Source organism: Rhizobium sp. AB2/73, assembly GCF_020871915.1.
Taxonomy (GTDB): Bacteria; Pseudomonadota; Alphaproteobacteria; order Rhizobiales; family Rhizobiaceae; genus Rhizobium; species Rhizobium dioscoreae.
Genome location: NZ_CP067073.1, coordinates 253,947 through 274,682, shown reverse-complemented (window position 1 = coordinate 274,682; position 20,736 = coordinate 253,947). Strand labels below are relative to the sequence as shown.

General features: G+C 59.7%; 13 protein-coding genes and 2 pseudogenes. 8 read left to right on the top strand and 7 right to left on the bottom strand.

Going from position 1 to position 20,736, the window contains the following annotated elements; genetic code table 11:
* Window positions 1-479 precede the first annotated feature (479 nt).
* Window positions 480-1,931 carry a CHAD domain-containing protein gene (locus I8E17_RS27225; protein ID WP_069614211.1) on the top strand — a complete coding sequence of 484 codons (1,452 nt, stop codon included), beginning with the start codon at window positions 480-482 and terminating at the stop codon, window positions 1,929-1,931.
* 704 nt (window positions 1,932-2,635) lie between these two features.
* Here I8E17_RS27225 and I8E17_RS27220 read toward each other — a convergent pair.
* Together I8E17_RS27220 and I8E17_RS27215 are read right to left on the bottom strand one after the other, a co-directional pair.
* A complete protein-coding gene (locus I8E17_RS27220) occupies window positions 2,636-2,884 on the bottom strand; it encodes a hypothetical protein (protein WP_113366155.1) in 249 nt (82 codons plus the stop codon).
* A 12-nt stretch (window positions 2,885-2,896) separates the two neighbouring features.
* Window positions 2,897-3,112, bottom strand: coding sequence for a hypothetical protein (locus I8E17_RS27215; protein WP_069614209.1), 216 nt, complete (start codon window positions 3,110-3,112; stop codon window positions 2,897-2,899).
* 473 nt (window positions 3,113-3,585) lie between these two features.
* On the opposite strand from I8E17_RS27215, the pseudogene I8E17_RS27210 reads away from it, so the two are divergent.
* The 7 genes and pseudogenes from I8E17_RS27210 to I8E17_RS27180 form a co-directional block, all read left to right on the top strand.
* Window positions 3,586-3,741, top strand: a pseudogene (locus I8E17_RS27210) (IS6 family transposase); the annotation flags it as partial.
* A gap of 257 nt (window positions 3,742-3,998) precedes the next feature.
* Complete coding sequence (pqqA, locus tag I8E17_RS27205; RefSeq protein WP_069614208.1) at window positions 3,999-4,094, top strand: pyrroloquinoline quinone precursor peptide PqqA; 96 nt, start codon at window positions 3,999-4,001, stop codon at window positions 4,092-4,094.
* Between the two features lie 32 nt (window positions 4,095-4,126).
* Window positions 4,127-5,032: a pyrroloquinoline quinone biosynthesis protein PqqB gene (pqqB, locus tag I8E17_RS27200; RefSeq protein WP_083258264.1), complete on the top strand. Its 906-nt coding sequence runs from the start codon at window positions 4,127-4,129 to the stop codon at window positions 5,030-5,032.
* Window positions 5,016-5,801, top strand: coding sequence for a pyrroloquinoline-quinone synthase PqqC (pqqC, locus tag I8E17_RS27195; RefSeq protein ID WP_069614206.1), 786 nt, complete (start codon window positions 5,016-5,018; stop codon window positions 5,799-5,801). Before pqqB ends, pqqC begins: the two co-directional genes overlap by 17 nt.
* The gene (gene pqqD, locus I8E17_RS27190; RefSeq protein ID WP_069614205.1) at window positions 5,798-6,094 is read left to right on the top strand and encodes a pyrroloquinoline quinone biosynthesis peptide chaperone PqqD; all 297 of its coding nucleotides are present in this window, start codon (window positions 5,798-5,800) and stop codon (window positions 6,092-6,094) included. The genes pqqC and pqqD overlap by 4 nt, the downstream gene beginning before the upstream one ends.
* A complete protein-coding gene (pqqE, locus tag I8E17_RS27185) occupies window positions 6,091-7,221 on the top strand; it encodes a pyrroloquinoline quinone biosynthesis protein PqqE (protein WP_069614204.1) in 1,131 nt (376 codons plus the stop codon). The genes pqqD and pqqE overlap by 4 nt, the downstream gene beginning before the upstream one ends.
* A gap of 465 nt (window positions 7,222-7,686) precedes the next feature.
* Entirely contained in the window at window positions 7,687-16,134 is an 8,448-nt protein-coding gene (locus tag I8E17_RS27180; RefSeq protein WP_113366157.1) for a glucoamylase family protein, read from the top strand.
* Window positions 16,135-16,830: 696 nt separating this feature from the next.
* On the opposite strand, the gene I8E17_RS27175 is transcribed toward I8E17_RS27180, so the two are convergent.
* The 5 genes and pseudogenes from I8E17_RS27175 to I8E17_RS27155 form a co-directional block, all read right to left on the bottom strand.
* A complete protein-coding gene (locus I8E17_RS27175) occupies window positions 16,831-17,151 on the bottom strand; it encodes a hypothetical protein (RefSeq protein WP_083258248.1) in 321 nt (106 codons plus the stop codon).
* Between the two features lie 169 nt (window positions 17,152-17,320).
* Window positions 17,321-17,857, bottom strand: a complete 537-nt coding sequence (locus tag I8E17_RS27170; protein ID WP_069614202.1) for a VOC family protein — start codon at window positions 17,855-17,857, stop codon at window positions 17,321-17,323.
* Between the two features lie 100 nt (window positions 17,858-17,957).
* Complete coding sequence (locus I8E17_RS27165) at window positions 17,958-18,806, bottom strand: alpha/beta hydrolase (RefSeq protein ID WP_069614201.1); 849 nt, start codon at window positions 18,804-18,806, stop codon at window positions 17,958-17,960.
* 50 nt (window positions 18,807-18,856) lie between these two features.
* Window positions 18,857-19,679 (bottom strand): annotated as a pseudogene (locus tag I8E17_RS27160) (oxidoreductase).
* Window positions 19,676-20,575, bottom strand: coding sequence for an NAD(P)-dependent oxidoreductase (locus I8E17_RS27155; RefSeq protein WP_069614200.1), 900 nt, complete (start codon window positions 20,573-20,575; stop codon window positions 19,676-19,678). Before I8E17_RS27155 ends, I8E17_RS27160 begins: the two are co-directional and overlap by 4 nt.
* Between the last annotated feature and the right edge of the window lie 161 nt (window positions 20,576-20,736).

The window sequence follows — 20,736 nt, the reverse complement described above, 5'->3', positions numbered from 1 at the left end:
CAAATGAGCTATCCCGCCAACGGCCGAACGGCGTGCCTCCACGGGCGACATCGGATTGAGCCAGCCGGGCGAAAGATTCAGGATCCCACTACACCCTGAAACCACGACCAAGCTGAAAACCTGGTCCGTCCGTAGTGCCAGAACCGCCGATCGCATCGGCAAACTTGCGTAGCAGCTCGCGCAGCCCTGGTTGCGAGACTTCGACCGGCGCGGCCGGCAGGGGAACCAAGCCTTCTTTCGCGTCGATTTTTCAGGATAGTCCACCGCGATGCTTGTCACCTCGGCAAGGTGAACCGAGACATGGTAGCGATCCGGCGTGATCCCGCACATCGCGCCCGATGGAAACGTTCGACGCATATCGTTGCGCGCTCGACAGCATGGCTGTTTTCGATTTCTTCCTATCTTTCATATAGTCGCTATACCACTGGACTATCACAGCAGGTCCGTGTTGAGTTCGTTCTTACCAAACGGAGTCCGCCTTGTCGTCAGAAACCGAAGTCAAGCTCGATCTCTCACCCGAATCCCTCGAAGCCATCCTTGGTTCCGATCTCCTGGGCGAGCCCGGAAAGATTGTCCGGCAGCGCGCAATCTACTTCGACACCTCCGATCGTAGACTGTGGAAAAAAGGCTTCACGCTTCGAGTTCGGCAGGTGGGCGCCGCGCGCACCCAGACCGTCAAGGCGGCCGGACCCGGCAGGTCGCTGTTCGCGAGATCCGAGTGGGAGACGCCGGTTGATCGAGACGAACCTGTTCTCGACCACACCTCGCCGCTTCTGGGGGAATTTGGAAGCAGCCTGAAACTGGAGCCGATCTTCGATGTTGTCGTCGAAAGGCGGCTGTGGAATGTGGAGGAGAATGGTTCCCGACTCGAGGTCGTCGTCGACCAGGGCGAAGTGGTTTCGGGCGAACGCTCTTCTCCGATCTGTGAGACCGAAATCGAGCTGAAGGATGGCAGTCCCGGCGATCTCTTCGCTTTTGCCAGGAAAATCGACGGGATTGCCCGCTTCCGGTTCGGGGTGCGTTCGAAGGCGGAGCGAGGTCACGCCCTTGCCGAGGCGCAGAAGAATGCCTTCAAGTCGGAGCCGCTTCATCTCGATCGTGACATGAATGCCGCGGCGGCGTTCAAGTCCATCGCGTCTTCGTGCTTCCGACAGTTCCGCTTGAACGAGGACATCCTTCTTTATCGACGCAATGCCGAGGCTCTCCATCAGGCGCGCGTGGCGCTGCGTCGGCTGCGTTCGGCCTTCTCCATATTCAAATCGGTGCTTCCTGACGAGGAGCCGCGGCGACTGAACAACGAATTGCGATGGCTGGCGGCGGTTCTTGGAGAGGCCCGCAATGTCGACGTCCTGCTCGGGAAAGCCGCCGAACCGGATCTTGTCTTTAAGCTGGAAGCAGCGCGCGAGAAAACTTACCGTGATGCGGTCGATGCCTTATCCTCGCCCCGCGCGCGAGCACTGATGCTCGACCTGCTGCAATGGCTTGAATGTGGAGACTACCATCACGGCAATTCCCCAATGTCGGCGGAAATTCCGGATGCTCTCGCCTTCGCCGGGCGGGCACTTGAGAAGCAGCGCAAGAAGCTCAAGAAGGACGGCGGCGCACTGGCCAAGCTGGACGACGAGCATCGTCACGAGGTTCGCAAGGATGCGAAAAAACTTCGCTACGCCGCCGAGTTCTTCGCATCGCTTTTCGACGACAAGCGCGGCAGGCGCCGGCACGCGAAATTCCTTGCCGCGATGGAGGCCCTTCAGGACGACTTGGGGGCGTTGAACGATCTGGTGTCGGTTCCCGGCGTGCTGGATAAGCACCGGCTGGCGAACCACCCGGCGAGCGACACCGTTCTTTCTCACGCCGAGAAGGATGCCTTGATCGACAGTGCCCAGGCCCATGTCGATGACGTACTCGACGCGAAGCGGTTTTGGAAATGACGGCAGCGGGGCGGTCCCTGCCAGCCTGTAGCCGGCGACTGGGAGCGCCGGCCAACCCGATTCTGGGTCCTTCTACCGTTCTGGACGCGATACCGGCCCGCCATGCCGATGGCATGTCGCCGCGCGGTCACGCGCCTGTGCCGCCTACGAAGCAGAGCGACTTCAATTCCTGCAATCCTGCAAGATATTTGTCCCGCTGCGCTTTCGGCTTTGCGGGCGGCGCAGCGAGGACGACATCCTCGACATGTCATAAATCCAGGGAAGCCAAGGATTGCTGGCAGGAATGCGATCTTCCCAGCCACTGTCGAGCTTGCTTCGCTGTACGATATCCTGCGCCGCCTTGTTCTCGGCCCGTATCAGCAGAGCGCGATTATCGTACCAGAAGGGAGCGATGTCTAGTCAGACACCTTTCGTGTCTGACGTCCGGCCTGATCCGCTGGCGGAAGCGTTTTCGGTCAGGATCGATCGAGCGGGTCCGGCATTTCGGCTCCTCCTTTCGGACCTTCTCGGTCGCCCTGGGTGTTTTTGGCTACCCCTCACTTCTTCCGTGTCTGCGCACCTCGATAGCGGGCTGTCTCCTACCAACCGGAATCCCCCCTCACCCGGAAACGTTTCGCGCTAAAATCGATCGTCCGAATGAGACGGCCGGAATCGGCCCCGACTACCCTGCCCGTATCCGCAATCAAACATGGGCATTCACTCAGTCATCGATCGCCCGTCGGACGCTTATGATGCCCGCTCTCCTGGTTCTGACCAGGGATCATCTGCCGGTCATCCTTATCCACCAACCCAGGCGTTTCACCGCGAATTTTTGCTCCGCCAAGATGCGCTTCCCGTTCCTGTTTTGAATGTTTCAACTCGGCCTCGGCGTTGAAGTCGTCGCCTGCGTTGCTCGTGTTTTCGCGCTTTTCGATGACGCGCACTTGCTGCTCATGGGTCTTTTTGCCAGTCATACCGAATTCCTACTATCGATTTGTGTGTCCCATTTGTTTGGGATTGATTCCACCCTGCGGCGTTACGTCGTTCTCGACATCCCCCTTGAACGTGTTGTCGCCATCAAGGCTTTCGTCTTCATCGAGAATTTCACCGCCCTTGATGGTGCCTTTGGAGGTGCCGACTCCGGGATTTTTCCGTAGATCCTTATCGCTCGGATTTCGCGTCTTTGGATGCTGATTTGACATCGAATTTCTCCTGGTAATACAGATGGATGGCGCGGCGACTGTCTGCGTATCCAGAGATTTGACGCTACGACCTGGCATATGTCAGGTGACGTGCCTCTCAAGAATTTTGAGGATTGCCAATCCGTGACCGCCACTGACGTGCAGCTCGGCCTCGTTTTGGAACTCATGACGAACGCGAAGGTTCCGGAACTATCTCGGTTGTCTCGGATTCAGGGAAGATTGCCGGCGTTTGGCTTACGGGTTTCCGGTTCGCCCCAGCTGTCACGTCCAGGGCGAAACGGACACGTTTGCTGGGAACGCTGAAGACAAGAAAAACATGGGCTTTTTGGTACGTCGACCTCAAGAGTGGTAAGCACGCTGTCCAATATCCTGAGGAGTTTTGGACAGTCGATTGGAGGCTTGCCGGGACAGGGACCTCTATCGGTGTTGTCATATAAGCCTGTCGTCAGTGAACGGGGCGTAGAGATGATGGGATGAAGAATTCAGCCATCAGCTACAGGCGCCACCGTTTCCCGCAACTGATTATCGCCCATGCGGTCTGGTTGTACTTTCGGTTCCCGCTGCGTCTCCGCCTGGTGGAGGAGTTGCTGCTGGAGCGCGGCATCGTCGGATCTCATTCAACCAAACGTCGACGGGACTCGGGAAGCAATCAAACATGCAAATCTGCGTCACCAGCACGCCCGATGGCCAGCCCTTCGCGGTATCAGACGATCACCAGTAACGATTTTTTGCGCGAGGACGTCCCCTTGACGTTCTTCATTAAGGGACCACCTCAAGGGAAGGGTCAGAGCGTCATATATGCGTGTGACGAATATCCTCAAAGGGTCCCGGAGCTCCGGCGAGCGGTGGGTCGCAGAAACAAAGCAACGCAAACAAGGAGATGATCATGAAATGGCACGCACCGAAGTTTATTGAAGTCAGCTGCGGCATGGAAATCAATCGTTACGCTCCGGCGGACGGCGGCGAACCCATTCTGTTCTGAGCCCGCAACGCGTGCGGCACGAGGCTGACAAGTTGCGTTTTCTCGTGCTTGGCGCGGCAGCCGGTGGTGGGTTGCCGCAATGGAATTGCGGCTGCCTTAACTGCAATATGGCGCGGGACCCCAGCGCGGCGTTGCGTCCGCAGACCCAATCGTCCCTCGCTGTCACGCTGGACGGAGAGAGCTGGACGATCATGAATGCCTCTCCCGACATCCGCCAGCAACTTATCGATAACCGTCCACTCTCCCCGAAGAGTTTGCGAGATACGCCGATCGAAAGCGTCATCATCACCAACGGGGACATCGACCATATCGCCGGTCTTCTGGTGCTGAGGGAAAGCCAGGGTTTCAAGCTGTTCACCAGTCCCTCCGTGGCAAACATCTTAGGCGACAATCCTATCTTCCGTGCGCTGAATCCGGCTTTTGTTGCCTTAAGCGCAGCAAATCTGGACCACCCCTTCCAGCCGCTTGCCGGCATGTCGGCGACGCTGTTTGCCGTACCGGGCAAGGTTCCGCTTTTCATGGAGACTGACGATTTGCAGATCGGGATCGAAGACGACCTGACCATCGGTGTCGAAATCGTCGTAGGAGATGCGAGAGCCTACTACATTCCCGGCTGTGCCCAGATCACCGATGCGCTTGCTGCGCGCCTTGATGGTGCGTCGCTGGTATTCTTCGACGGCACGGTTTTCAGCGACGATGAGATGATCGTAACGGGAACCGGTCATAAGACCGGACGGCGCATGGGTCACATTCCGATAAGCGGCGCGGAAGGCAGTCTGGAAATTCTTTCCCGACTGAGCATCCCCCGCAAGATTTACGTTCATATCAATAATACCAATCCGATCTGGCGACATAGCCCGGAACGAGACTTCGTTCTGGAACATGGCTTTGAGATAGCCCGGGATGGCATGGAGGTGACACTTGCCCTCGACCCCTGACAAAGCCGAATTCGAACGCCGCCTGAAGGCAATCGGCGCGGAGCGTTACCACGACAAGCATCCGTTTCACCGAATGCTGCACGGCGGTGAGTGTACCATGACCCAGGTGCGGGCCTGGGTGATCAATCGCTATTATTACCAGAGCCGGATACCGATGAAGGACGCAGCGTTCATGTCTCGTGTCGAAGATCCGGAGCTGCGTCGCATCTGGCGACGACGCATTGAGGATCATGATGGCGGCATCGAAGAAGGCGGCGGGATCCGCCGCTGGCTCAAACTCGCGGAGGCGGTTGGCCTTGACCCCGACTACGTGGCTTCCACCAAGGGCGTTCTCGCCGGAACGCGGTTTGCGGTGGATGCCTATGTTTCCTTCGTTCGTGAAAAGCCGATGCTTGAGGCCGTCGCCTCATCGCTTACGGAAATGTTTGCGCCGGCGATCCATGCGGATCGCATTGCCGGCCTTCTTAAACATTATGGCTTCGCGAACGATGCCGCACTCTCCTATTTCCGCCAGCGACTGAACGAGGCGCCGCAGGAGGTTGCTTTCGGCCTTTCCTATGTGCTGGACAAGGCGGACACGACAGAGAAGCAGGATGCAGCGGCGGCGGCGCTCACCTTCAAGACAGATGTCCTATGGTCGCAGTTGGACGCCCTTTATTCCGCTTATGTAGCGCCGGCGCGGATCCCCCCGGGCGCCTGGGATGGATTTGAAGCGGTGACGCCGGGAACTGTCTCCGACCGAACGGCAGCCTTGGGAGCTGCATCATGACAGGCGACGCGCCGCTTATCGGTCCCTTCTCCGTCGTCAAACTCTCCCGTGGCGTGCGACTACGGGAAGATAACGTCCGAAATCAGATGGTTCTTCTGGCTCCGGAACGCGCAATTGCGTTGGATGAAATCGCGGTAGCGATCGTCCAGGCGCTTGATGGGCATAAAACACTCGACGACATCGCCACCGATTTTGCACAACAGTTCGAGGCTCCGAAGGAGCAGGTGCTTGGCGACATCCTTTCGTTCGTCCGGGAATTTGCCAACCGGCGGATGCTGGAGGCAGTCGAATGAATGCGAATACGCGTCAGCGATTTCCTTTGCCGGAGGCCAGGCGAGCACCGCCTCCGATGGCGATGTTGGCGGAGTTGACGCATCGCTGTCCGCTCGCCTGTCCTTATTGTTCCAATCCGCTGGAGCTGACCAAAGCGAACGATGAGCTATCGACCGACGAGTGGATCGAGACATTCCGTCAGGCAGCCAATATTGGCGTTCTTCATCTGCATTTGTCCGGTGGAGAGCCAGCATCACGTCGCGATCTCGTTGAACTTGCGGCTGCCGCGACCTCGTTCGGGCTTTACACCAACCTGATCACGTCAGGCGTCGGCTTGGCGCGCGAAAGAGTGGAGGCGCTCAGCGCTGCGGGCCTCGATCATATCCAACTGTCGATCCAGGGCGCGACACCCGAGAAAGCCGATCTGCTCGGCGGTTATAAAGGTGGTTATGCGCGGAAGATCGAGGTCGCGGAATGGGTGCGCTCTACGGGCCTGCCCTTGACCGTCAATGCAGTCTGCCACCGACAGAATATGGACGAACTTGAAAGCATGATTTCGCTGGCTGTCGAACTCGGGGCACGACGACTTGAGATCGCGACTGTTCAATTCCATGGATGGGCCGAGCTTAACCGGCAGGCGCTAATGCCAAGTGCAAACCAAGCCTCCAAGGCAAAAGCGGTTGTCGAAAGGGCGCGCGAAAAACTCGAAGGCATTTTGGTGATCGATTACGTGCCTGCCGATTATCATGCGCGGTATCCAAAAGCTTGCATGGGCGGATGGGGCAGAATTGGCCTCAATGTTACGCCCGCAGGTCTTGTCCTGCCCTGCCACGCCGCAGAGACGATTCCTGGCCTGAGCTTTGAGAATATTCGCGAAAAACCTCTTGCTGAGATCTGGTATGATGGCAGCGCTTTTAACGCCTATCGCGGCGATGAATGGATGGAAGAGCCGTGCCGGAGTTGTGACCGCAAACATATCGATTTCGGGGGCTGCCGCTGTCAAGCTATGGCATTGGCAGGCGATGCCAACGCTACCGATCCCGTCTGTGTCTTTTCAACGCTACGCTGGATCATCGACGAAAGGGTAGCCGCGTCGGGGGAAATGGACCTGCAACCGTACCTCTACCGCGGACGGAAGGCTTCCTGATTTCGGAATGTGGCGCAGCGGTCTCACTTGAGCAATCCGCGACCGGCATGAGCCGATCACACCATAGGGCGAACCGTCCATAAATAAACCTTGCTATCGGATACTAAAGCACGTCGCTGCTAACCGGATTCCGGATTCCAGTTTGGCTTGAACTATGCTTCACTTTGCCGATGGCAGGAGATGCACCATGGGCAAGCCGTATCCGATCGAGTTGCGTGAGCGTGTCGTTGCGTTTGCCGGCGGCCGCCAAGGTCGCCGGCCCAGACAATTAATCCTACGTTCAGGGTGGTGCGGCTAGTTAAGCGGCAATCATTGCCCCAGTTACCGTCAACTGGGGCGATGCAACGAAGATCTCAGGCTCCGGGTTCTCGTTTCTGGAACTCTGCATTCGAGAAACGACGAGACAAAAGCGAAAGACACATGTCATCTAAAGATACTGTCAACGATTCTGCTCCAACTCCTCAGATGGCTCATCTGGATCGCGAATTCGGAATTCGCGCCACTCTCTTGTCCAACGATCAGCTGAGAGCGATGGCAGCAAAGTTTGCGGAAACTCGCACGCTTGATCTCCTAAAATTCAGTGGCTTCGATTTCTATCTCCGGCATAAGGAGAACGAAAACGAGATCCTGCGGGTCTATCGCGCCGCCGCCGCGGATGTCGATGCTGGCGAAAGCATCACGCCGGCTGCCGAATGGCTGCTCGACAACCACTACATCGTCGAAGAGGCAATCCAGGAAGTTCGCCGCGACTTTCCGAAAAAATTCTATCGCGAACTGCGCAAGATCAATCTCGACGGCACGGAGGTGCCGCGCACCCTCGCGCTCGCCTGGCTCTACATGGCGCATGCGCACAGCAATATCAGCAACGCCGGCATGACGGCGATCACCGAAGGATTCCAGGACCGCGAAACCTTGCGGATCGGCGAACTCTGGGCACTCCCCTCGCTGGTGCGCTATGTGTTGATCGACAATCTTCGCCGGGTGGCATCGCAGATCGACAAGAGCCGTGAAATGCGCGCGGCGGCCAATGCAGCGGCCACCGAGGCAATTTCGCTCGGTGACGCCAGCGCGGCGCAATACCTGGAAACGTTGGCCGCCAATCTCGACGACACGACCTTCGTCACGCAGCTCCACTATCGTCTTCGCAATGCACTCGAGCCAACAGAAGCTGCGTTGAATTGGTTGGAGGCCAAGCTTTCCGCCAAGGGAACGGATGCCGAAGCCGTCATGTCGGCCGAGCAGACCCGTCTTGGCGCGGCCAATGCGCTGATGGGCAGCATCATCAAGAGCCTGCGCGAGATCAACGACACCGACTGGTCCGAATGGGTCGAAGAGGTCAGCACCATCGACAAGCTGCTCTGGCAGCAGACGGATTATGCAGAGCTTGATGCCGGATCTCGCAACAGCTACCGCCGCCAGATCGAAAAGCTTGCGAAGCGCTCCGACAAGACGGAGATGGATATCGCCGAGGCCGCCGTGCGGCTGACCGACCGTGCAAAGAATGAGAGCAGGGACGGATCTGCAAGCAACGTCGGCTACTATTTCGTCGGCAACGGGCGTCCGGCGCTGGAGGCGGAGATCGGTTTCCGGCCGACGCTCGGCCTGCGGTTCATGCGGGTGGTCCGCAAGCTGAACTGGCTCTCGATCGCCGTTCCCGTGCTTCTCCTGACATTACTGGCGCTCGTCTTGGTCGAATGGGCATTCGTCGATGCGGGAATGCCGCTGTTTGCGACGATCGTCCTGCTGCTGATGTTCGCGCTCCCAGCATCCGAAGGTGCGACCGGCCTCTTCAATTTCTTCGCCACCTTCTTCATCACACCGGATCGTCTCGTCGGCTATGAATTCAAGAAGGGCTTGCCGGCGGACGCCCGCACGCTTGTCACCATTCCTTCCCTGATCGGCAGGCGTGAGCACGTCGATGAGCTCGTCCGCAATCTTGAGGTACATTACCTCGCCAATGCCCGCGGTGAGATCTATTACGCGCTGCTGACCGACTGGCCGGATGCCGAGGAAGAACAAACCGCCCGCGATCTCGAAGTGCTCGATTATGCGCGCGGCAAGATCGCCGAACTGGAATCACGCTACTCCGAAGAAGGCAGGCAGCGCTTCTATCTCCTGCATCGCCGCCGGCAGCATAATCCGGCCGAAGGCGTGTGGATGGGCTGGGAGCGCAAGCGCGGCAAGTTGCACGAGCTCAACATGCTGCTGCGCGGCAGCCAGGACACGAGCTTTATCGCGGGCTTCGATGTCGTGCCTGCCGACGTCAAATATGTCATGACATTGGACAGCGACACGCGGATTGTTCGTGATACCGTCACGAAGCTCGTCGGCAAGATGCACCATCCGATCAATCGCCCGGTTTTCGACGACAAGAAGCAGCGCGTCGTCGATGGCTATGGCGTGCTGCAGCCGCGCGTGACGCCGTCGCTGACGACGGGCAAGGACGCATCGACCTTCCAGCGCGTCTTCTCGGTCAATCGCGGTCTCGACCCTTACGTCTTCGCCGTCTCCGACGTTTATCAGGACATCACCGGCGAGGGTACCTTCACCGGCAAGGGCCTTTATCATGTCGACGCCTTCGAAGCCTCGCTGAAGGGGCGGATCAGCGAGAACTCGATATTGAGCCACGACCTGCTCGAAGGCTCGATGGCGCGATGCGGGCTGGTGACGGACTGCGAGCTGGTTGAGGATTTCCCCATCCGTTACGAAGTGGAGGTCTCGCGCCAGCATCGCTGGGCGCGCGGCGACTGGCAGCTTATTCCGTACATTTTCGACGAGCGCCGTGGCATTACCGCGCTGGGATGCTGGAAGATGCTCGACAATTTGCGTCGCTCGCTGACGCCGATCGCCTGGTTCTTCGCTTCCGTGCTCGGTTGGTACTGGATGGATCCTTTCGGCGCGCTCATCTGGCAGATCCTGCTGATCTTCAGCCTGTTCGTCGCCCCGACATTGTCGCTGATCAATGGCATCATCCCGCGAACCAGCGACATCATCCTGCGGGCGCATCTCCATACCGTCTGGAAAGATATTGAGAATGCCAATGCCCAGGTGGCGCTGCGCATCATCTTCATCGCCGACATCGCCTGCGTCATGGCGGACGCAATCGTGCGCTCGCTCTACCGCATGTTTATCAGCCGCAAGCTGATGTTGCAGTGGCGCACCGCCGCAAGTGCGCAGGCCATGGCGCAGACGACGATCCTCGGCCATTACAAGGTCATGTGGCGCGCGCCCCTCCTGGCCATTGTGGCGCTGGTCTTCGCCGCCTCTTCCGGCGACATCGCCTGGCTGGTCGGACTTCCTTTCGCGTTTCTCTGGGTGCTGTCGCCAGCCATCGCCTGGCTGGTCAGCCAGACGGCGGAAACCGAAGATCGGCTTGTTGTGCCCGATCACGTTCGCAACGAATTGCGCAAGATCGCGAGACGTACCTGGCGCTACTTCGACCACTTCGTCGTTCCCGATCAGCACTTCCTGCCGCCCGATAACGTTCAGCAGACGCCGCATGCCGTGGTCGCCATGCGTACCTCCCCAACCAATATCGGCGTCTATCTGCTGTCGGTCATTTCAGCGCGGCGTTTCGGCTGGATTTCGTTCGAGGACGCGGTCAAGCGCATCGAACAGACGATCGAGACGGTCGAAAAGCTGGAAAAATATCGAGGTCATCTCTTCAACTGGTATCATACCGATACGTTGAAGCCGCTGGGCCGCAAATATGTATCCTCGGTGGATAGCGGAAATTTTGCCGGCCATCTCATCGCCGTTTCATCCGCATGCCGCATCTGGGCCCAGTCTCCTCTTGCCCATATCCACACCGATCTCGACGGCATCGGCGATGTCGCGGCAATTCTGCGCGAGGTGCTTTCGGAGCTTGATGACGATACGCGGTCGAACCGGTCCCTTCATGACCGGCTGGACGGCCGTATCGCCGAGCTTGAAGCGGCGGTTGCGACCGGTAAACGCGAGAAGGAATTCTCGTCAGGCCTCATCGAACGATTTGCCGGGCAGGCTCGGGAAATCCGCGAACTTGCCGGAAGCCTTGACAGAGAAGTCAAGACCACGCGGAGCGAGGAAGTCGTCCATTGGGCGGAGAAGCTGGTCGAAACCTGCGAACTCCATCAGGTCGACAAGGCTTTCGATCCCGCCCAGGCACCTGATATCAGCGAAAGGCTGATCCGGATCGGCAATCGCGCCCGTGAAATCGCCTTCGACATGGATTTCAGCTTCCTCTATCGCCCGGAACGCCGATTGCTGTCGATCGGCTTCCGCGTCGAGACGGAGGAAGTGGATGCCGCCTGCTACGATCTGCTTGCCTCGGAGGCGCGTCTGACGAGCCTCTTCTCGGTCGCCAAGGGTGATCTCCCGACCGAGCACTGGTACAAACTCGGCCGCCATGTCGTGCCCGTCGGCACGCGCGGTGCGCTGGTCTCCTGGTCCGGCTCGATGTTCGAATATCTGATGCCGCCTCTTGTCATGCAGGAACGCAGCGGCGGGATTCTCAACCAGACCAACAATCTGATCGTTCTCGAGCAGATGAACTATGCGCGCAAGCTTGGCACGCCGTGGGGCATCTCGGAAGCGGCCTTCAACGCCCGTGATCACCAGATGAACTATCAGTACAGCAACTTCGGGGTGCCGACGCTCGGCCTGAAACGCGGTCTCGGACAGAACGCTGTCATCGCGCCCTATGCCTCGTTGCTCGCCAGCCAGTACAATCCGGTCGCGGCCCTCGAAAACCTAGAGCGGCTGCGGGCCGTCGGCGCGCTCGGCATGTATGGTTTTCATGATGCCGTCGATTTCACGGCAAGCCGCGTGCCGGAAGGTAAGCAATGCGCGGTGGTTTACAACTACTATGCACACCATCACGGCATGTCGATCGCCGCTGTCGCCAATGTGGCTTTCGACGGTCTGCTGCGCGAACTGTTCCATGCCGATCCTGTGATCGAGGCTGCCGAATTGCTGCTTCAGGAAAAGGCGCCGCGTGACATCCCCGTCATGGCCTCGAAGCACGAAACCGACGCGCCGGCGACCATCCAAGGCGACCTGATGCGTCCGGAAGTTCGGCGCCTGGAAGATCCGGCCTCACGCGAGCGCGAATTGCTGCTGTTGTCAAACGGCCGTTACTCCACAATGCTGACGGCGACCGGCTCCGGCTACAGCCGATGGAAAAATCTCTCCGTCAATCGCTGGCGTGCCGATCCGACCGAGGATCGATGGGGATCGTTCGTCTTTCTGCGCGACACCGCATCGAACGAATGGTGGTCCGCGACGGCGGAGCCGCGCTCGATCGCCAACGAGCATGTTCGCGTAAGCTTTAGCGACGACAAGGCGGAGTTCATCAAGACCGTCGGTGAGCTGACAAGCGAAATGGAAGTTTTCGTCGCAAGCAATTACGATGCCGAAGGCCGCCGTCTGACGATCAGCAACACCGGCATGGAAGATCGAGTGATCGAGGTGACCTCCTACATGGAGCCTGTCGCCACGCTCGATGTCGTCGATACTGGTCACCCCGTCTTTGCCCGCATGTTCCTGAAGACCGAAATCGCCGCGAAAGGTGACGCGATCTTCGTCGAGCGGCAGAAGCGTGGCGTGACGGATCCCGAGGTCGCCGTCGCCCATCTCATCGTCGACACGTCGGGCAAGAGCCTGCAGACACAGTATGAGACGGACCGCATGCGCTTCCTTGGGCGGGGGCGCACGCTGACAGAGGCTGCGGCCTTCGACGCCGGCGCGGAGCTCTCCAATACCAGCGGATTCACGATGGATACCTGTCTGTCGCTGCGCCGGACGCTTCGCGTGCCGGCCGGTGAGAAGGTCAGCGTAACCTTCTGGACCATCGCCGCGGCCGAACGCACCGAACTCGAGGCTGCGGTCGAGCACTATCGCCAGCCGGAAAGCTTTGCCCAGGGTCTCGTTCAGGCATGGACGAGAACGCAGAGCCAGCTGCGCCAGATCGGCGTCAATTCGAAGGAGGCGGCCGCCTACCAGCGCTTTGCCCGCTACATCATATATCCGGACATGGCGCTGCGTGCCGACAATAAGACGGTTCGCGAAGGCCTGAAGTCGCAGTCCGTTCTTTGGGGAGCGACCCTCTCCGGCGATGCACCACTGATGACCTTGCGCATCACCGACGAGCTCGGCACCGATCTCGTTAAGGAACTCCTGCGTGCGCAAGGTCTCTTGCAATCGCGCGGCGTCGAGGTCGATCTTGTCATCTTCAACGAGCGCACCGGCGAGGCGGCTGCCGAAATGCAGCGCACCATCGACCAGCTCTGTGACGCGGCACGTCACGCCAGCGAGGTCGCCGGCATCCAGCGCAATATCTATGTCCTGCGCAAGGATCTGACGACTGCGGAAGCCTATGACGCCATCATTGCCGCCTCGCGGGTCGTGTTGCGTGGTCGCGATGGCAGCCTCATCGATCAGGTGCAGAAGGCCCGTTCCGTTTCCGGTTCGCCCGCGCTGCTTGGTCAGTGGGGCGATTCCACCCTGGTGCCGCGTATGGTTCGCGACACTGTCGGGACGCTCCCGGTCGATGGCAGCGATCTTGTTTTCTGGAACGGCTATGGCGGCTTCGCGGCCGATGGCAGCGAATATGTCGTGCGCCTGTCGGGCGGCGAACAGACGCCGCATCCGTGGGTTAACATCATAGCCAATGAGAGCTTCGGTTTCCACGTCTCGGCGGAAGGCGCTGCCTTCACCTGGAGCCAGAATTCCCGCGATCATCAGCTGACGCCTTGGACCAACGACATGGTCACAAACCGTCCTGGTGAGGCCTTCTATCTGAAGGATCTCGATCGCGGCTCCGTCATCGTGCCCTACGCGTCGCTCGCGCAGCGCTCGGACACGCGCTTCGAAGCCCGGCATGGCCTTGGCTACTCGATCTTTTCGACGGTTCAGGACGAGATTTCCCTGGAGGTCACCCAGACCCTCGACATAGAAAAGCCCGTCAAGCTGACGCAACTGCGTATCCGCAACGACGCGGGAGAAGCACGCAAGCTGCGTCTCTACGGCTATGCCGAATGGATTCTCGGCAACAACCCGACGAAGAGCAAGCCTTTCATCATATCGAGCTTCGACAGCGCGAGCGGAGCTGTCTTTGCCAAAAATCCCTTCAGCGTAAGCTTCGGGACGCGTGTTGCGGCTTTTGCTGCGAGCGAAGCACCATCAAGCGTCTCCACCAGCCGCCGCGAGTTCATCGGCCGGCACGGGACGATCCAGCAACCGCGCACGGTTTCGGCCGGCTCGCGGCTCTCCAATGCCGTCGATCTCGATGGTGATCCGGCGGCCGCCATGGCATTCGACCTGACGATCGAGCCGGGCGAAGTGCGCGACATCTGCTTTTATATGGGTGACGCCGCCTCGCAGGAGGAAGCCGCCGCTCTCATCGCCGACATCCGTTCCATCGGTTTTGCGGAGGTTCTAGGGAAGACGCGTGAGTTCTGGAAGAGCTTCACCGGCAAGACGCATGTCTCGACACCGGACCAGCGGCTCGACTTCATGGTCAACAATTGGCTGCCCTATCAGACCTATGGCTGCCGCATCATGGCCCGCACCGCCTTCTACCAGTCGAGCGGTGCGTGGAACCTGCGCGACCAGCTGCAGGATTCCCTGGCCTTCCTGCTGCATTCGCCTGAGATCGCCCGCAAGCAGATCCTCAATACCGGCCGCCGTCAGTTCCCGGAAGGCGATTTCCAGCACTGGTGGCTGGAAGATAGCGGTGCCGGCGTTCGCACGAACATCTCCGACGATCCGGTCTGGCTCGCCTATGCCCTCGACCAATATTGCACGGTGACCGGCGACGCCTCGATCATGGACGAGATGCTGCCCTTTGTCGAAGGTGCGCAGCTCAGCCCCGGCCAGTACGACGCCTTCCTGCAGCCGCGTGTCTCCGACGAGACCGCATCGCTCTACGAACATGCCGCCCTCGGCCTCGATCTCGCGATCAAGCGCACGGGCGTCAACGGGTTGCCGCTGATGATGAGCGGTGACTGGTGCGACAAGATGGATCGCGTCGGCATCGCCGGCCGCGGCGAGAGCGTGTGGCTGGCATGGTTCCTCGCCGGCGCCTTGCGCCGCTTCATCGCCTATGCGGAAACGCGCGGCGATACGCAACGCGTCAGCCGTTGGTCGGATCATCTTGAAAAACTCAAAGCCGCGATCGAAACGGCCGGCTGGGATGGCGAATATTATCGCCGGGGCTACTACGACAACGGCGTGCCTCTCGGCTCCAGCCAATCGGCGGAAGACAAGATCGACTCGATCGCCCAATCCTGGAGCGTGCTCTCGGGCGAGGGAGATGCCGATCGCAGCAACATGGCCATGAACGCGGTCCTCGATAAGCTGGTCGATGAGGAAGGCAAGCTCATCCGCCTGCTGACGCCACCTTTCGTCAAGCCGGTCAATGATCCCGGTGTGATCAAGGCCTACCCGCCAGGCGTCCGCGAAAACGGCGGCCAATATACGCATGCCGCCACGTGGACGGCTCTTGCCCTTGCCCGGATGGGCCGCGGCGACGACGCCTGGCGCGCGGTCGAAATGCTGAACCCCATCAACCACGCGCTCGACAAATCGTCCGCGGAGACCTATCGCGTCGAGCCCTATGTCATCGCCGGCGACGTTTATGGAGAAGGCGACCTCAGGGGGCGCGGTGGCTGGAGCTGGTACACCGGTTCGGCCGGGTGGTTCTATCGCGTCGCGATAGAAGGCATTCTCGGTATTCGCACCGAAAGCGGGCGGTTGCACATCAAGCCTGTGCTGCCAACCGGATGGGATGGCTATTCGGCTGTGCTGGAGCTGCCCAGCGGTCGATACGAAATTTCCGTTTCGAGAGTTGATCCGACAGGAGGATATGCGGTCACGATCAATGGGGCCGCAATCGATGATCCGCGGGAGGGATATTTGCTCGCGGCATCGTAGGCGAAATTTTGCTGTAATCCAACCAGCCGCCGAATTGTCGAGTATGTATGGATTGGAAATTGGAGGCAGAGCCGATCAGGCTACCTCCAATTCACCAACTCCGCACTCTTGTTTCCTTCGGTGGGAGTTTATCGGATTGAGTCCGCGCGTGAGGCCAGCGGCTGTTTGACATTAGAATACCTCCGGTGTCGGTCGTGCCGGGACCGCGGCCTGCCAGCAGAATGAAGCGCCAGATGTACCGATGCGAAAACCTTGCTGGTCGACGAGCGCCACCACCCGGCAGGAGGCCGGTCTCGGTAGCTGGATATTCGACTAATCCGCGCGAGCCGGTTGTCGCCGCGGGTTGAAAGGCTTTCGCGGGGTGCGACCTCCGCTCGGCGCGGTGTCAGCCACGGCGCGCCAATTGAACCGCAAAGCAGGTGGCCGAGACCGGGAGCGTAGTCACAGGGCAAGACGCCGCGCCTAGCCATTCGCAAAGCCGGGGTGCGCCTCCTCTTCCCGTCCAAGTACTCGTGCGGCCTCAGCCCCATCATATAAGCTCTTTGCCAAGCACAAGCACTGGCGCAGAAAGCTGTGGGGCGCGCGATCTCTTGCGGCGTTTTTTTGCGCGCCAATCCGGCAAAGGCCTAATCACCGTGCCGCCCGCGGTGACGTTAGCGATAGATGCTCACAGGTAGCAATCACCCATCGGCGCTGCTAGTCGCAGCGCCGAATGGTTTTCGTGATCTGGTCGCCGTTTTCATCGGTGCGTGTGACAGTCCTTGTCATGCAGCCGCCGCGATCATTATATCGATCGTAACGGTCACGATCGCGAACCGATCCAATGGCAACGCCCCGATCGGTTAAGGCAACATACGGATGGTGATGGCGATGATGGCGATAGCCTTGATCATACGAAGGCCCATCAATGACGACCTCTTCCGCAACCGCAGCCGCAGGTAAACCAGCACCGATGAAGATGGCCGCACAGGCAATAATTATCTTTCGCATTTGCGTATCCTCCTTGATTTCCCTCATGATCAACTGCCAAAGTGGAATAATGTTCCACGCTGCTCGCCTACTGGCCGAGTATCGTCTAAAAGCCTCTTCACATCCTAACTAGTGCCGTCGTCTTCTCGCCGATGCGATGAAAGGAGCATTCATTGCCTCCATCTAAGCGCCACAGTGGCTATCGTGTTTTCAAAGCCTACGCTCGTTCCTCGTCCTGCCACCTGCGCAGATTCGTTTGGTCGTGATAGCCCATGCGGTCGGGCGTGGTGATGAATTCCACGGTCGTGCCCCATGGCATGCGGCAATAGCAGACCTTGTTTCCAGGACCTTTTTCGGTTGCGTAGGGAATAGCGCGTGGCGTGGTAAGAGACGTGCCGCCGGCCTTTTCGAAGCACTCGACCGATGCGTCGATATCGTCGGTGTAGACACCAAAGTGCGTAATGCCGAAGTCGCTGGCTCGAACCGGCTGGGCTTGTTCGGGGCCATGCATTTCGAAGAGCTCGATGTCCGGTCCGTTTCCGATCTTGACCATCGCCTGCCCACGCACGACCGTTCCAGGGAAAGCGCCAACGGCTCTCTCGAATTCGGGTCCCTGCCGCGGCGGATCCTGCGGCCCGAAGGACTGATAAATCACCTGGCCGCCAAACGCTTCCACCAGGAACGATTTTGCTGCTTCGATGTCAGGCACCGTGATACCGATATGATTGACGCCGCGAATTTTAGGTGCGGTCATGACGTTTTCCTTTCTTGTTTAATCGATCGAAGGCGATAGGTCCGGGCGCAACTCGCCCGCGGTGTCGCGATTCGGCCCACGATGGCTCGGTCGCAGAGTTTCAACTGGTCTTGAGGAAATCGATCAGAGCGGCCGTCACTTCACCCGGTCGCTCGTCCGCGACATAGTGGCTGCACCGCGCAATCGAACCGCCCGTCACATTGCTTGCGAACTCCCTCAGCATCGAAACCATATGCGCACCGAAGCGCTGCTCGCCGCCAAGACCTAGCACTGGTATCTCGAGCGGTTGCCTTTTGTACCCGAGCGCGGCCGCATGGTCGTCGGCGAGGGTACGATACCATTCCATACCGCCGCGCGTGCGGCCAGGAAGGGCCATTGCTTTCGCGTAGATCTCGATGTCCGCTGGATCGAAGGTGCTGTGATCGTAGAACCGCTCCGCCATGAAGGCCGAAACGTAATCATATTCACGGCCATAGATCAGACGCTCGGGTAGATCCCGGTTCATATGGAAGCCGAAGTGCCAGATCCTCGCTGTCATCGCCTCCCATTGCGTCCAACCGGGAAGCGGAACGTCGAGGACGGCCAGGTGGGTAACAGCCTCTCGATAGATGGCGGCCAGCGGCAACGCTACCATTCCGCCAATGTCATGGCCGCACACGGCGTAGCGTTCATGCCCAAGGGCAACCATGACCTCGTGCGCGTCTCGCGCCATCGTCGCCTTGTCGTAGCCGTCGAGCGGGCAATCGGAAAAACCCGCGCCGCGCAGATCCATGGCCACCACGCTGAAATGCTCGGCCAGCAGCGGCATCACATGGTGCCATTCCCACCATGTTTCCGGCCAACCGTGGAGCAGAAGGATTGGTGGACCTGAGCCGCCCGTGACAGCGTTTATCTTGATGCCATTCACCGGCACCAGCTGCTGGGCAAACCCCTTCAAAGTTGCGATCATGATCACTTTCCAGTCAATGTTGACGTTCAAATGGAGCTTGCGGCCAGCGCTTAGTACTGGTCGAAATCGGTGGCGATCGTGATGTCACGCCACGCGTCGATATCGCTGCGGAAGGAAGCCAGCTTTCGCTCAGCGATCGAATGCGCGGCCGGGCCGAGCGGCAGGTGAAGGGGGTGTCATCGGCATCTACCGCCCGCAAAATCACCGCGACCGCCTTGTCGGGATCGCCGCCTGATTGCCGTTGTTGATTTCGCGATAGTGCCTGCGCGAGCTCGCGGCATATTCCGGCATTTCGTTGGCCACCATAGTGGTCGAACGGCCAAGGAAATCGGTGCGAAACGGCCCAGGCTCGACGATCAGCACGCGGATGCCGAACGGCTTCAGTTCGCCGGCGAGCGCTTCGGAAATCCCTTCCACGCCGAACTTGGCCGCATTGTAATATCCGCCACCGGCTTCGCCCGCGATGCCCGCGCCGGACGACATGTTGACGATCGTTCCACCCGAGCGTCGCAGGACGGGCAGCGCTGCTCTGGTGGTTTCGATCAGACCGAACACGTTCACCTCGAACATCGACCGATATTCCTCGGGCGTGCCTTCCTCGATCGCGCCGAACAGTCCGTAGCCGGCATTGTTCACGAGCACGTCAAAACCGCCGCATGTCTCGACCGCCTTTACGACCGCGGCCTTGGCCGCCGCCGCATCCGTCACGTCAAGCGGCAAGGTGATCATGCGGCCGGCGAAAGGCTCAGCCATTTCTCCAATCGTTTTGACATTGCGGGCCGTCGCGATGACCCGATCGCCGCGCTGTGCCGTAGCAAGCGCGAGCCGCTGGCCGAAGCCGCTTGAGCAGCCTGTGATGAGCCAAGTCTTCATTGGTTTGTCTCCGCGTTGGTTTCAGATAGCGCCAAGCTGTCGTCACCTCGAACCGTCATATCCGCCACGATCGACCAATCCTTCTCGCCCAAGCCCGCCAGAACGGCTTTGCTGAGCCCCTCGCGGACAGCTTCGAGCATCGGGAGCGTGCGTGCGATCTCGTTGCTGGCCTCGGTCGCCAGGCGCATGTCCTTGAGGGCGAGCTTGGCCTTGAAACCGGGCTCGAATGATCGTTCCGTGATCTGCGCGCTGTAGCTCTCATAGGCGCGGCCCGAGAACAGGGTGCCCAGGATGAGTTCAAAGAAATCCGCGCGGTCGAGGCCGACGCTCTCGGTCAGCACGACACCCTCCGCCATCGCCTCGATAGCCATGGCGATCATCATGTTGCAGGCGAGCTTCGCCGCATTCGCCCGAGCGGGGTTCTCCCCCAACTTCCAGACCTTTTTGCCGAGGGGAGCGAGCAGCGGCTCGATCGCGGCAATTGCATCGACCTTCCCGGCCGCCAGGATGTTAAGCTGGCCACTCGCCGCTACGTTCGGCCGTCCGAGAACCGGTGCGGACACATAGCCAAGGCCCGCCTCTTCGTGCAGCAGCTCCAGTTCTCGTGCGAAAGCGACCGAGATCGTCGATGTGACAACATGGATCAGCCCTGGTCGCGCGCTTTCGAGCAGGCCGGCATCGAGGATCACCTCGCGAATGGCAGCGTCGTCGGATAGCATCGTAAAGACTGCGTCGGCCTGGAATGCATCCGCCGCGAATTCGACAAGCGTCACCCCGGGGACACTATCCCGGGCGACCTTGCTGCGGTTCCAGGCCCAAACGTCATGGCCTGCCTTTACCAGGTTCAGGGCCATTGCCGAGCCCATGCTGCCGAGACCGATAAATCCGATCTGCATGTTCTATCTCCTGTTGTTCGGATGAGAGCGGGGCGCAGGGTCGGACCCGGCCGACGGCGATCGTCAGACCGAGACCCGCGCCAATGAGTTGGCCGGTCGCAATGCCGAAGCCACGGGAGTGGCTTCGGCGCATGGGTCACGAAACATCCGCAGCCCTGAGC

Coding starts and splice junctions, on each gene's coding strand:
- I8E17_RS27220 (WP_113366155.1), bottom strand. CDS start 2,884: ATGACTGGCAAAAAGACCCATGAGCAGCAAGTGCGCGTCATCGAAAAG.
- I8E17_RS27215 (WP_069614209.1), bottom strand. CDS start 3,112: ATGTCAAATCAGCATCCAAAGACGCGAAATCCGAGCGATAAGGATCTA.
- pqqA (WP_069614208.1), top strand. CDS start 3,999: ATGAAATGGCACGCACCGAAGTTTATTGAAGTCAGCTGCGGCATGGAA.
- pqqD (WP_069614205.1), top strand. CDS start 5,798: ATGACAGGCGACGCGCCGCTTATCGGTCCCTTCTCCGTCGTCAAACTC.
- pqqE (WP_069614204.1), top strand. CDS start 6,091: ATGAATGCGAATACGCGTCAGCGATTTCCTTTGCCGGAGGCCAGGCGA.
- I8E17_RS27180 (WP_113366157.1), top strand. CDS start 7,687: ATGGCTCATCTGGATCGCGAATTCGGAATTCGCGCCACTCTCTTGTCC.
- I8E17_RS27175 (WP_083258248.1), bottom strand. CDS start 17,151: ATGAGGGAAATCAAGGAGGATACGCAAATGCGAAAGATAATTATTGCC.
- I8E17_RS27170 (WP_069614202.1), bottom strand. CDS start 17,857: ATGACCGCACCTAAAATTCGCGGCGTCAATCATATCGGTATCACGGTG.
- I8E17_RS27165 (WP_069614201.1), bottom strand. CDS start 18,806: ATGATCGCAACTTTGAAGGGGTTTGCCCAGCAGCTGGTGCCGGTGAAT.
- I8E17_RS27155 (WP_069614200.1), bottom strand. CDS start 20,575: ATGCAGATCGGATTTATCGGTCTCGGCAGCATGGGCTCGGCAATGGCC.